Here is a 12,741-nt window from a genome sequence, read left to right as displayed (position 1 = left end):
AGGACGGCACCATGCGAATCGAACAGCTCGAGTACCTCACCGTCGTCACCCGGCTCGGCTCGATGCGCCGGGCCGGTGAGGCGCTGCACGTGTCCCAGGCGGCGCTGAGCCAGACGATCGGCAACCTGGAACGCGAGCTCGGCGTCAAGCTGCTCGAACGGCACCGCACGGGCACCCGGCTCAGCTCGGGCGGGCGCGAGCTGCTGCCGTGGATCACCGAGGTGCTGGACGCGGTGCACCGGCTGCGCGCGGCGGCCGACGCCCAGGTCAGGACGCGCAGCATGATCCGGATCGGCACCGTGCAGGCCGCGACCGTGCCGCTGGTCGCCCCGGCCATGCGCGAGTTCCACGCCGCCCATCCGCAGACCCAGGTCGAGCTCGTCACCACCCAGCAGGCCGACATCCACGAGGCGCTCCGCGGCGGCGGGCTCGACCTCGGCATCGTCAACATCATCGACGGCGACGACCTGCCGCCGGACATCGCGGCCGTCGAACTGCTGCGCGGGCGGCCCGTGGTGTGCTGCCGTACCGACAGCCCGCTCACCCGGCTCGACGCGGTGCCGCTCGACCGGCTGTTCGACGAGCCGTTCATCGCGATGCGCTCCGGCTACCTCATGCACCGCTACATCCACCGGCTGACCGCCGGGCGGCCACCGGCCTTCGCCTACTCCGCGGACGGGGCCGAGATGGGCAAGGTGATGGTCGCCGAGGGCCTCGGCGTCACGCTCCTGCCCGACTACAGCGTCGTCGACGACCCGCTCGAGCGCAGCGGCCTCATCACCCACCGCCCGCTGGCCGCCGACGCCGGGGACGTCCTCCTCATCGCCCAGCACGCCCGCACCCGCCACCTGCCCCAGCCCATCCGCCACCTCGTACGCATCCTGCAGGCCCAGGCCGCCCGCTGGCGCCGGGAGCGGTGAGGGCCGGCGCCGGGCCGGACATCGCGAGGTCGTGGGGAGCCGCGGCGCCGGGGCCTCGAGAGCAACGCCGTACGGCGGGCCGGGCCTACGCCCGGCGGCCCGGTCTGCAACGGGCCGTACCCGTCCCGGCTCCTGATCGTTGACCTCCATGAGTCGACGGTGAGCCGGAAGGGGACGCGATGAAGGCGGACGATCGGATCGAGCGGGCCAGGCGGCTGTATGAGCGGGCGGTGTTCGGCGGTGACGGCAACGCCATCGCGGCGGGCGAGCGGGAGCTCGACGCGGTGGAGGCGAATCTCGCGCTCGCCCGGGGGCGTCTCCTGCACGCGCGGTTCCTCAACACCCGGCGCGAGGACCCCCGCGAGCTGAGCCTGTTCGAACACGCGGCCGAGATGTACCGGAGGCTGGGCGACGTGCGCGGTGAGGCCGAGGCGCTGTTCTGGATCGGGTGTTTCCACCAGGTGGTACGGGATGACGACGCCGCCGCGGTTCCCGTGCTCGAGGAGTCGCACCGGAAGGCCGTGCAGGCCGGCGACCCGCTGACCGCGTCCTACGCCCTCCGGCACCTGGGCTTCGCCGACCTGAAGGCGGATCGCCTGGAGTCGGCGTGGGAACGCCTGGAGGAGTCCACCCGCCTGCGCCGCGAGATCGGCTTCCTCCCCGGCGTCGCCGCCAATCTCGCCGCGCTGGCCGACCTCGCCGCCGAGCAGGGACACCGCGAGGAGGCGCGGAAACTGCTCGACGAGGCCGCCTCGATCGCCGCCGCCGCGCAGGCCGGCGGCGTCCTGCGCCTGGTCCGCCAGGCCCGGGCCGAGCTGTGAGGAGCGCCCCGCCCGGGTGCGGCCGGACCGGGGCGCATCGGCGCACGTGCCCGGCACGACCGGCCCGGGAGGCCGGCGCGGACCGGGCGGAGATCCGGCTCGCCGTGCCCGGAAGGGAACCGCGGCTAGTGGGGTGTGGGGGCGTGGCGCAACGCGGCGGACAGCTCCTTGTGCAACGTCCGCGCCGGGCGGTGGCCGGTCTTCTCCAGTGCGCGCGCCAGCTTCCGCACCTCGCCGAAGGTGGTCGCGGAGTGGGTGAACCGGAGGAGATGGAGGACGTCGTAGCCGACGAGACAGGCCTGGTCGAGGTTTCCGGCGCGCAGGTGGGCCAGGGCGAGCCGGGCGGCGAAGCGGCCGCGCGCCCGCTTGGCCCACTCCGGGATGCCCTCCACCACCTGCTCGAGCAGGTCCACCGACCGCCCCGGAAGGCCGAGGTCGTGATAGCACCAGCCGGCGATGGCGGCTCCGAGGTCGCGGACGGTGGACGAACCGACCACCAGCTCGCCGGGGCGGCCGTTGGCGGAACCGGGGTCCGCCAGTAGCGCCTCCGCGCGGTCGAGGGCGTGTTCGCAGGCATACCGATCACCGAGCAGGGCGTGCCCCTGGGCCTCCCGCTGCGCGGCCAGGGCCCGGATCCGGGGGGAGGTGCCCGGCTTCGCCTGGGCCTGCCTGGCGAGCTCGACGACCTGCTGCGCGTCGTTCCGGTAGAGCGCCAGCTCGGCGCGGCGGACGAAGGTGTGGGCGGGGATGTCCCGGTCCCCGGCCTGGGACGCGAGCGCGGCGGCCTCCGCGATCCAGCGCTGGGCCTCGTCGGGGTGACCGGCCTCCTGCGCCATCCACCCGGCGTACTCGGCGCACCAGGCGGCCAGCAGGAGGACGCGCGCCCCGGCCGGATCGTCCGGTACGGCCAGCCGCTTCAGCGCCTCGGCGTGGGCGGCCGCCTGCCATAACACCTGCGTGGGAGGAAACACCTGGCCCAGTCGGCGCAGGGCTTTCGCGACCGTGCGGGAGGCCTGGTAGACGTCGCCGTCCGCGGCGAGTACCGCGGCGTTCGAGGCGAGGGCGTCGTCCAGGGCCGCCGGGATGCCCGCACCGGGCCCTTTGTCCGCCGACCGGCGGCCGCGGCTCGGACGGAGCCGAGCCTGTGCCAGGTCGATGAGCCTGCCGTTCGCCCCCAGCACGACGTCGCAGCGCTCGGCGAAATTCAGCGTGGGCGGGCGGCCATTCTCGATCTTGCTGATGTACCCCTTGTCGAAGTTGATGCGGGCGGACAGGTCGGCCAGCGACATCTTCTTCGCCACCCGGAGTCGCCGCAGCTCCCGCCCGAACTCGTTGTCCGCCACGCGGTCCTCCCCGCCGTGCGACCCACCGCGCCTGCGGGCGTTGACCGTTGCCGATCTCCAAGGCAACAGGCAACCCCTTCTGATACTAGAGGATTTCCCGAGATCTTCGTGAATTGAACAGAGAGGACACATGTGCACATCAGACCGTTTTCACGGATTTCTGATGTTTGACCGTTTTCACAGAAATGTGGTGCATCGATTGGAGGGGGGATGACCGGATCGGGCTTCGATGTCCGAACCGATCGGATCTCGGCGGGCGACTGGAGTGCATGGCAACAGGCCCGCGAGGAGATCGAGAAGGCCGTGGCGGAGGCGAAGGAAATCGCCGAGCGGGTGGAAGCCAAGGCCGACTTCACGGCACTCGACAAGGCGACCCGGGCGCTGCAGGACCACGCCTTCCGCATCGGTGTCATCGGTAACTTCAGCACCGGCAAGAGCACCCTGATCAACGCCATGATCGGCGCCGAAATGCTCCTCACGGGCGTGCTCCCCCTCACGGCACGGCTCGCGGAGATCCGCTACGGACCGTCGGACCGGATCACCCTGCTGACCGAGAACGGCGTTGAGGAGGTCAGCCAGGAGGAGTTCAACGAGCGCAACAAGAAGCTGAAGGCGGCGGAGGAGGCGGGAAAGCCCGTCGACCCCGCCATCGACTACCTGAAGGCGATCATCGAACTGGATCGCCCCCTCCTCCGGTCGGGTCTCGTCTTCGTGGACGTGCCGGGACACAACTCCGGCTTCTCCAGCCATGAGGCGATAGCCGACGACGCCATGCGGAGCTGCGACGCGCTGATAGCCGTCCTGCTCGCCGACGCCGCGCTGGGCAAGGTGGAGAGCGATCGGCTGGAGACCGCGTTGCTCGATCTGGAGCACCAGTCGGTGTTCATCGCGGTCAACAAGCTGGACACGCTCCGCCCGGAGCAGCAGACGGAACTCATCGCCGAATTCCCCAAGCGCTGGGCCAGGTTCCTCGACTCTCTGGACCTGCCGTCCGAGATCAAAGAGCCGCTGCGCGACCGGGTCTATTTCATCGACTCGTTCAACACCCTCCAGCGCAAGCTCGGCCGCAGCGCGCCCGATACCGGGGTGAAGGAGTTCGCCCGGCTCGAACGAGACCTCGCGGCCATGGCCGACGGTGATCTGATCGCGGAGAAGCTGGACCGGCCCCGGCGTGTCCTGCTCCGGCAGCTGGCCGATCTCCAGCGGACGATCAAAGACCAGTACCGGCTGTTGGACGCCGACGCCGAGAAGCTGCTGGCGCATCGACAGACCATCGACGGCTCCATCGACAAGCTGGAGCGGATCGCGTCCGAAATCCGCCGGACCTGCGAGGAAGCGGGAATTCTGCGGGCATGCCGGCAGTCGGTTCGCCACGCCGCGGAGATCCGCTTCACGAACTACCTCGATCGGCTGCCGGCTTGGGCAAGGGTAGGGCGGGCCGACCGTCCTCGTCCCGACGGAAACCGTTTCATGCGCCTCGGGCCACACCGGGTCCGTGCCAGGATCAAGCTGATCGCCGCAGAGCTGCTGAATCGGTTCCAGAAGGAATTGCTCAGGTTCACCGAGGAGCTCGCCTCCCGCGGTGACGGGAACGACGGGGCGTCCCGGCCCATCTGGCAGGCGCTCCAGGACACCTATGACCTGGCCGAGCCCGCCCTTTACGAGTTCGAGCGGGAGATCGCGCGGATGTGGCAGGAGGTGCTGTCGGACCCCAACGCCCGTCCGCCCGTCGCCGACCTGCGCGGCGCCATCCAGGACCTGCTCAAGGACTTCACCGGCATTCCCCTGGAGATCCAGCCCGTCGGTGTCACCACCCTGATCATGAGGAACGTGACCGAGCGGATCCAGGAGATCTTCCTCCGGCTCGCCGATCCCGGCGGTTCCTCCGACGCTTCGGACCTTCTCAAGGCGGTGTGGGAGCTCCAGCAGGAGATCACCGCCGGTCTGCAGCAGCTGGCTTCGGTCCTGGTCGGCACGGACGCCGAGGTGCGGAACGCATTGGACGAGCTGCTGGAAAAGTACGCGTGCCGAGCGGTGGCCGCGGCGTTGACCGACGGAACCGGCAACGTGGCAACCCTCGCGGAGCGCTATGCCGCCAACGCGGAGCGGGTCGTCAAGAACCGGCAGGACGCCCTGCTGGGCTTCCTGCACGACCAGACCAACCGGGTGAGGTCCCTGTATGACAACACGGTGCGCACCGTGGAAGCCGGACTCGAGGAGGTCCGCGCGAAGAAGGCGGTCCTGCTCGAGGACTCGACGCGGCTGACCACGCTGTGGAGCGCGTTCGAGGAGGCCAGGTGACCGCGGGCAGGTATTGGTACGGCGGGCCGCTGAGGGCCGCCCGCCTGAGAGATGGGGCCGAGCGTGGAACGCGCTGAGGAGCGTCGGGAGTTCTCCAAGCCGACCACGATGGCGGTGTTCAGGAGAGTGGTCGTGGAACTGCTAGCGGTCATTGGCGCTGCCGCCGCCTTCACCGTCTGCGGCTATGTCTGCATTCGCAGACTCATAAATCACCGAGGTGAGTCCGCTCCGCCGTCCTCCGCCTCGCGGCCCGCGCACGACCGGGGCGAGGAGAGCGCATGGCGCGACCGGGGGCAGAGCCTGTGCATCGCCGGTCACAGCGCCCTCGGCGCGCTGGCCTGGGACGCGATCGAGGCGTGCGAGCCGGGGGAGGCCGGCGCGGTCCGCCGCCAATGGCTGACGGGCGTCATCGAACGGGCCCGCAAGACGGGCGAGGAAGCGACGAACCTGGCGGCGAGGGCGGCCACGCCGGGCGGGCGCCACACCGCCGGGCAACTGGCGACCGCCATGGCGGACCTGGCCGAGGCGGCGGAGGCCCTGCTGGTCGAGGCGGCGGAGGCGAGACTGCACGAGCCCGGCGCCGAGGTGAAGCGGAAGGCGTTGGAGGACGCCCGAGGGCGGGTCGAGACGGCCCTGGCCGCCCTCCAGACCCTGGCCGCGGACCCCGGCGACTGATGTCCCCCTGCGATATCCGGGCCACTTCCCTGGTGATTCGGCGGCTCTTGCACTAGATCGGAGGAGCACGAGATCGTCACCGGGAAGGGGTTGCGGACATGCGGGGTGACGTACTGGTCGTTCACGAGACGGAAAAGCCCCCCGAGAGCTGGGCCGCCGCCGTCCTGCTCACCGAGCACCCGGACCCCTCCGCCGACGCGCCGCCCTGGCAGGAGGAGGCGATCAGGCTGCTGCGCGACCGGTGGGCGGGACCGGGGCGGCTGGTGGTGTTCGCCGGCGGCCGGCGCGGTTTCCCTTCCGCGGCGCCGGAGCACGCCGAGGGGTGGGCGAGCGACTGGAGGGGCACCGCGCTCGCCCACTCCGACGTGGTGATCTGCCGGTCCCCCGGCGGCGGGTGCCCGGCCGGCGTCGCCGGATGGGGCGCGGGCCATGACTCGGGCCGGATCGTCCTCAGGGTGCCCGCGCGGCCCGCGGCCGGGGAACGGCCCGAGCCCGGCGGCCCCGAGGTCGCGGACGCCGTGACGGCGGCGCTCGCCCACCTGGGCACCGGGGCGGAGCGCACCGGGGTGCAGCGCCAGGTGCCGCTGCCGATCTGGCGCACCGACAGCTTCCAGCGCTGGTACGGCGCGCAGCGGGCGGCGGGCAACACCCTGCTGGCCGCGCGACCGGTCTGGAGCCTGCGGATCGGCGCCGACCGCCGCCTGGTCTTCTACTGGGCGCTGCACGCCGTCGTGCACGTCACCGCCGAGGACCGGGTGAAGGACAACGAGGTCGTCATCTCCCGGCCCGACATCGCCACGGCCGTGCTGTACGTCCCCGGCGCCACCATCGACGACACCGAGATCGTGCTCGTCCGGGAGTTCCGCACCGCGGCCTCCACTCCCGACGGGTTCGTCCACGAGCTCCCGGGCGGCTCCAGCATGCGGACGACGGACCCGCGGTCACTGGTCGCCTGCGAGGTGCGGGAGGAGACCGGCCTCCACCTCGATCCCGGCCGCTTCCGCGCCCACGGCAGCCGCCAGCTCACCGCGCCGATGTCCGCCCACCACGCCCACCTGTTCTCGGCGGAGATCACCCCGGAGGAGCTCGAGGTGATCCGGGGCCTGGCCGACGTTCCCCAAGGGGTGGCGGCCGAATCCGAGCGCACCTGGCCGGAGATCGCCACCTTCCGCCGGATCCGCACGGAACGCCTCGTCGACTGGGCCACCCTCGGCCTCATCGTGCAGGCCCTCACCGACCGCGGCCACCCGCTCCCCTGACCGGCGCAGGGCTCTCTAGGCCGCTCCCCTCCGGGCGTGCGGCCTCTCCGCGCCAGGGGTCCGGACGGTGGGCGGCCTCCGCCGGCCGTACGGCACCAGGGCTCTTGGCACGGGATCCCCGCCCTCCTACGGTACGGGTCAGATCACGTTGTGCCGCGTACGAAGGACTCACCCGGTCGTCCGGCGAAAACGGTCCGAAGAACGCCCCTCCCCCTTACACGGACGGTGACCGTAAATGGAACGGCTGACCTTCTTCGGTCTTCCCAACGAGCAAAGCCAGGAGCTGCTGGAGAAGTTCTTATCCCCCATCTGCCGGCGCCACGGTCTCCAGCTCGTGGTCGCCGGTGAGAAGGAGAACCGGGCCACGGCGATGATCCACCAGAGGTTCTCCACGTTCGTGGTGTGGGATTGCTCGGTGGAAGGCCCGGAGAACGTTTATCGCGCCTTCAACATGTGGAGCAAGCTCTCCAAGAAGAACCTGCTCGTCAGCCGCACCCCGCTGCCCCGCAACGTGCTGGCGCACCACCAGTGCGCGCCGATCCACGGCCACACGCTGACCAACGACGTGCTGGCCGAATGGCTGGACAGCCACATCTTCGCGGTACTCCGCGGGACGCCGGCGACGTACCGTCCCCAGCGCTCGGACCTCGCCACGAACTGGTGGCTGAACCGGCCGGGCGGATACTTTCTCAGCTTCCGCGGCAGCCACCAGGCGGAGGCGGAGCGGTGGCGGGAGATGTTCCAGCAGGAAAGCCGGACGACCGTACGCATGGTGCCACCGAACGAGTATTCGTATCCGACCGAGGTGGTCACCCAGCAACAGATGTGGGAGGGGGTCGCCCGGCTCGGCTACGAGATGCACGCCGCAGGCCACGTGATCATCTTCCAGACCGGCGACTACTTCGACTCCTTCTGGACCTCCTCCGAGCTGCTCCTCACCCTGGCACGGTGCGGGTGGAACGGCCGGCGCCTCATCTCCCGCGCAGAGCACGATCGGCCCGGTTGGGGGCCGCTCACGGCGGAGTTCGTGGCGTCCCCGCACGGCACCGCGCTCCTCCCCTTCAAGGACGGCATTCGCGCACGATCGATCCCGGGACTCGCACCCGAGGCGATCGATCGCCTGGCCAAGCTGCTCAACAACGGCGATCCGCTCACGTCCGCACCGGAGACCCAGGTTCCGCCGGAAGGCCTGGCCAAGCTGATCGCCCTCATCACCCGGCGACGGCTCGGTTTCTACGATCCGGAGTTCATGAGCGAGGACTACTGGCACGTGGTGCGGGTGCCCTGCCCCAGGTGCCGGCCGCGCGGTCGCCGCCCCGAGGAGGTGGACTGGTTCCGGCACATGCACCTGGCGGACTCCTCGCCGGCGGTCGACTACTTCGGCTACTTCCCGGCCCGGCGCGAGGAGCTGGAGCGCGGCACCGTCCGCTGCCCCGGGTGCGGCTCCCAGCTCCGCCTGGTCAACCGGCGAGGCGTGCGGACCCTCTGGGTGCCGGTGATGACCACCGAACGCGACCAGGATCGTCCGGTGATCCAGGAGCACAAGGTGTGGGAGGTCGAGACCTCGTGAGCGGTACACCGTACCGGCATGGAGACCGCCGGTGACCGCCGAGGAGACGAGGACGTAAAACGGCGTGCGGCCGAGGACACGGCGCGTTCTAGAGTGATCTCATGCCTGCCCGGTTGAGCCCCGAGAAGACCAGGGCCGTGCTGCGCACCTCGGCCCGCGTCTCCCTGGACCTGCTGCTGGTCGTGCTGCTGGCCGGCGTGGTGCTGTGGCTGCTGGGCCGGATGTGGCCGGTCACCTGGCCGGTGATCGTCGCGTTGCTGCTGACCACGCTGACCTGGCCGCCCGCCCGGTTCCTGCGGCGGCGCGGCTGGCGCCCGGCCCTGGCCGCGTCCGCGGTGACCGTGCTGTTCCTCGTGGTGGCGGCGGGCATCGTGGTGCTGGTCGCCGTACCGGTCGCCTCCCAGGCCGGGGAGCTCACCGCCGGGGTGGTCAACGGCATCCAGAAGGTGCGGCAGTGGGCGGCCGGTCCCCCGCTGAACATCAGCGACGCCCAGCTCACCCAGGCGCTCGACGCGGCGACGGCCCGCGTGCAGGACAGCGTCGGCAGCATCGTCAACGCCACCGTCTCCGGGGTGAGCACGGTGATCAACGGTGTGGTCACCACGGTGCTCGCCCTGTTCCTGATGTTCTTCTTCCTGAAGGACGGGCCCCGGTTCCTGCCCTGGCTGGCCCGCCAGCTGCCCGGCCGGCTCGCGGTGGACCTGCCGGCCGTCGCCCTGCGCAGCTGGGAGACCCTGGGGGCGTTCGTCCGGTCCCAGGCCTTCGTCGGCCTGCTGGACGCCGTCGCCATCGGGGTGGGGCTGTGGATCGTCGGCGTGCCGCTGGTGCTGCCGCTGGCCGTGCTGACGTTCGTCGCGGCGTTCGTGCCGATCATCGGCGCCCTGTTCGCCGGATTCGTGGCCGTCCTCATCACCCTGGTGTCCAACGGCCTGACCGACGCGCTCATCGTGCTGGCCATCATCGTGGTGGTGCAGCAGCTCGAGGGCAACGTCTTCCAGCCCATGCTGCAGAGCCGCGGCCTGGGCCTGCACGCGGCGGTGATCCTGCTCGCGGTCACGCTGGGCGGCAGCCTGGCGGGCGTCGTCGGCAGCCTGCTGGCGGTACCGGCCGCCGCACTGCTCGCCGTGGTCTGGGGCTACCTGCGCGAGCAGCTCGCCGAACCGGAGCGGGCGCCGGAACCGGCAAATCCAGAGCCGGCCAAGCCCACATCGGCGAACCCGGATTCCGAGAAACCGAAACCGAGCGAGCCGGGCCAAGGCACGGCGCGGGCGTAGCGCACGGCGGGATTCCGGCGACGTCCCGCGGTTCACCGGCAACCCGGCCACGCCGTCCGAGGAGACGCCGTCTCCTGCCGTCGCGTCGCAGGCCGGTTCGTCCACCACACCCCGCACGACGTACGCGGAACGCCCGGCGACGGGCTCACTGCCTCCGCTACCGTGCCGGTGCTGCGGGCCCTCGGCCTCCCCGTCGTCGACGATCTGTGGACCTCCAGCGGCAGCTGCAACGAGGACAAGGCGGGTGGCACCTGCCGATGCCGTGACCGGTCTGGCCGCTGTGATGGGCGCGTTCCCCTCCGCGATGGCAGCCCAGGGCCCGGGATCCGCGTGGCCGGCGGCAGAGAGCCGCCGACGCCCCCAGAGCGTGGCTGGAGTATCGCCTGGCGCTATGGGAAAGACACGGGCGAGGTCGGCCTGCCGTAGCTCGCCGTGGCGGCGGCGCGAAGGTTCACCAGCACCCGGTTCGCCTCTGACGCGCCACCCCACCTGATCCCCGGGCAGTACAGGGCGGTGGCGGGCCCTCCACTCGCCGTGCGAGCCTCGCGCCTTCGACATCTGTGACGACCCTCGCCAAGCCGACGCCGGTTGAACAGACGGACCTGGCTCGTCGGCCGTCCTTGGGTGCCATGAGCGGCCGCTCTGTGACCTCGGATGCCGGACGTCTCGTCCCGGGGTCAGATCGGGGTCAGATGATCAAGAAGGCCGATCCGCCTGACTGCGGACCGGCCTCTGAACTGGGCTGAGTGGTGGGCGATACTGGGATCGAACCAGTGACCTCTTCGGTGTGAACGAAGCGCTCTCCCGCTGAGCTAATCGCCCTGGTGATCGGCTCCGTGCGGTGCCGACGGCTAAAACCATACCGCACTCTGGGGGGTGGTTGCGAAACGAATCCGGGGTGAGTGTGCGATCGGCGGCCGTCGGAGGGCGGGGGTGGCGGCCGGCCGGGGAAAGATCCGCGACGCGGGGAGGAAAGCTTGCCAGGAGAGCCACTGTGGAGGGCTCTGGTGGCTTAGCATCGTCATACTCCATACTCGACCGGAACGCGTGGCCGGGACCACGGAACGCGACACCTCGACGAGGAGGGGCGACAGGACACGCAAAGGCTGGGCAAACTCGGGGCGATCTGTCCATGTTTGCGCAGGTAGAACCCTATGTGTCGCGCTGTGAGGAGCGTTACACAAGGGGTCTCGAGCGGAATCCTTCCTGGAGGTGTCTTCGTTCTCATGTCATGGGCTCTGGACGAGGTCCGTTGGAGCACAGCAAGCCCCTACCCTGGGGACCCGACGACGAAAAGGTTTGGCTGACGATGAACAGCACCACCGTCTCCGCCGAGCTGGTCCTTCGGCTTGTGGTCCCCGACCGTGCCACGGTGCCCCTGCTCGCCGGGTTGAGCTACACCGCGGCGGACCCGTACGCCATCCGCATGGCCTTCCACGTGGGCAACGACGAGCCGGTCGAGTGGATCTTCGCGCGCGAGCTGCTGACGGTGGGGATCGTGCGACGCGTCGGGGACGGGGACGTGCAGGTGTGGCCGGCCCGCTCCGACGGGGAGCGCACGCTCAACATCAGCCTGACCTCGCCGTTCGGGCAGGCGCTGTTCGAGGTGCCGCTGGCTCCGCTCACCGAGTTCCTGCACCGCACCTACGAGATCGTTCCGGCGGGACGGGAGTCGAGCTTCATGGACCTCGACGCGGAGCTCTCCAACATGCTCTGGAGCTCCTGACCCCGACCTCCAGACGATCAGTCGCACCGGGTCCCGAACGGGTCCGGTGCGCGCTTGTACGGCCCTGCAGCGGCCTTTGGGACGCACCTCCCGTGGCTAGCCGGTGATCGTGGCCAGCAGGGCGCGCATGCGGTTGATCTCGATGCGCTGGCCGTCCAGGATGTCCTGCGCCATCGACAGCATCGTGCGGTCGGTGCCCGCGCGCAGCTCCTCGGCGGACATGCGCACCGCCCCCTCGTGATGGGTGATCATCAGGCGGAGGAAGAGCTCGTCGAACTCCCGGCCGCGCGCCCGGCGCAGCCGGTTGAGCTGCTCGGGCGTGGCCATGCCGTACGCCCCGGGGGACGCGGTGCCGTGCGCGTGACCGGTGGGGACCTCGCGGCCGAGGGCGCGTAGCCACGACGACATCACCCGTACCTCCGGCTCCTGGGCGGCCGCGATCCGGGCCGCCAGGGCCTTCACGGCGGCGTCCGCGGCCCGCTCGGGGGCGAGACCGGACATCTCGAGGGCCTGGCGGTGGTGGGGGATCATGCCCTCGGCGAAGACGACGTCGGCGGCCGACGGGTGCGACTCACCGGGGCCGAGGGTCTCCCCCGGCCGCGCGGTACGGCCGGCCTCCCCGGGCCGCCCGGGGACGACGACGGGCGCGTCGGTGCCCGCCACGCGGTGTCCGCGGTCCGGTTCCGGGTCGCCGGTGCAGCCGGGCGTTCCCAAGAGCACGGTCATCGTTACGAAAATCCCGCCCACCGCTCGCCAAGCCGACATAGCTTCCATACTGGGGCATGTTGCCGAGGGACAGGGGGTCTCGTTGAGAAGATGGCGGACCGGCGCGGCGGCGCTGCTGAGCGTGGG

10 protein-coding genes and 1 tRNA gene are annotated in these 12,741 nt (G+C 70.9%); 8 read left to right on the top strand and 3 right to left on the bottom strand.

Going from position 1 to position 12,741, the window contains the following annotated elements; translation table 11 throughout:
* Positions 1 to 11: 11 nt before the first annotated feature.
* Both FHX40_RS08530 and FHX40_RS08525 read left to right on the top strand, forming a co-directional pair.
* A complete protein-coding gene (locus tag FHX40_RS08530; RefSeq protein WP_142259105.1) occupies positions 12 to 920 on the top strand; it encodes a LysR family transcriptional regulator in 909 nt (302 codons plus the stop codon).
* Between the two features lie 179 nt (positions 921 to 1,099).
* A complete protein-coding gene (locus tag FHX40_RS08525; protein WP_142259104.1) occupies positions 1,100 to 1,741 on the top strand; it encodes a tetratricopeptide repeat protein in 642 nt (213 codons plus the stop codon).
* A 125-nt stretch (positions 1,742 to 1,866) separates the two neighbouring features.
* On the opposite strand, the gene FHX40_RS08520 is transcribed toward FHX40_RS08525, so the two are convergent.
* Positions 1,867 to 3,084 carry a helix-turn-helix domain-containing protein gene (locus FHX40_RS08520; RefSeq protein ID WP_170198767.1) on the bottom strand — a complete coding sequence of 406 codons (1,218 nt, stop codon included), beginning with the start codon at positions 3,082 to 3,084 and terminating at the stop codon, positions 1,867 to 1,869.
* Between the two features lie 210 nt (positions 3,085 to 3,294).
* Here FHX40_RS08520 and FHX40_RS08515 point away from each other — a divergent pair, with 210 nt between their 5' ends.
* The 5 genes from FHX40_RS08515 to FHX40_RS08495 all read left to right on the top strand — a co-directional run bounded on the left by FHX40_RS08515 (position 3,295) and on the right by FHX40_RS08495 (position 10,163).
* The gene (locus FHX40_RS08515) at positions 3,295 to 5,385 is read left to right on the top strand and encodes a dynamin family protein (protein WP_142259102.1); all 2,091 of its coding nucleotides are present in this window, start codon (positions 3,295 to 3,297) and stop codon (positions 5,383 to 5,385) included.
* A gap of 63 nt (positions 5,386 to 5,448) precedes the next feature.
* Positions 5,449 to 6,060: a hypothetical protein gene (locus FHX40_RS08510; protein WP_170198766.1), complete on the top strand. Its 612-nt coding sequence runs from the start codon at positions 5,449 to 5,451 to the stop codon at positions 6,058 to 6,060.
* A 98-nt stretch (positions 6,061 to 6,158) separates the two neighbouring features.
* Positions 6,159 to 7,319: an NUDIX hydrolase gene (locus tag FHX40_RS08505; RefSeq protein WP_142259100.1), complete on the top strand. Its 1,161-nt coding sequence runs from the start codon at positions 6,159 to 6,161 to the stop codon at positions 7,317 to 7,319.
* Positions 7,320 to 7,554: 235 nt separating this feature from the next.
* The gene (locus tag FHX40_RS08500; RefSeq protein ID WP_142259099.1) at positions 7,555 to 8,889 is read left to right on the top strand and encodes a hypothetical protein; all 1,335 of its coding nucleotides are present in this window, start codon (positions 7,555 to 7,557) and stop codon (positions 8,887 to 8,889) included.
* A gap of 101 nt (positions 8,890 to 8,990) precedes the next feature.
* A complete protein-coding gene (locus tag FHX40_RS08495; protein ID WP_142259098.1) occupies positions 8,991 to 10,163 on the top strand; it encodes an AI-2E family transporter in 1,173 nt (390 codons plus the stop codon).
* Between the two features lie 747 nt (positions 10,164 to 10,910).
* On the opposite strand, the gene FHX40_RS08490 is transcribed toward FHX40_RS08495, so the two are convergent.
* A tRNA-Val gene (locus FHX40_RS08490) sits at positions 10,911 to 10,985 on the bottom strand.
* 487 nt (positions 10,986 to 11,472) lie between these two features.
* On the opposite strand from FHX40_RS08490, the gene FHX40_RS08485 reads away from it, so the two are divergent.
* Positions 11,473 to 11,889 (top strand): SsgA family sporulation/cell division regulator, encoded by a 417-nt coding sequence (locus FHX40_RS08485; RefSeq protein WP_142259097.1) that lies wholly within the window; start codon positions 11,473 to 11,475, stop codon positions 11,887 to 11,889.
* A 96-nt stretch (positions 11,890 to 11,985) separates the two neighbouring features.
* On the opposite strand, the gene FHX40_RS08480 is transcribed toward FHX40_RS08485, so the two are convergent.
* Entirely contained in the window at positions 11,986 to 12,615 is a 630-nt protein-coding gene (locus FHX40_RS08480; RefSeq protein WP_142259096.1) for a DUF305 domain-containing protein, read from the bottom strand.
* Between the last annotated feature and the right edge of the window lie 126 nt (positions 12,616 to 12,741).

The sequence above is a fragment of the Thermopolyspora flexuosa genome (assembly GCF_006716785.1).
In the GTDB taxonomy this organism is placed as follows: Bacteria; Actinomycetota; Actinomycetes; order Streptosporangiales; family Streptosporangiaceae; genus Thermopolyspora; species Thermopolyspora flexuosa.
The sequence above is the reverse complement of the archived record's forward strand: the minus strand, read 5'-3'. Positions and strand labels throughout refer to the sequence as shown.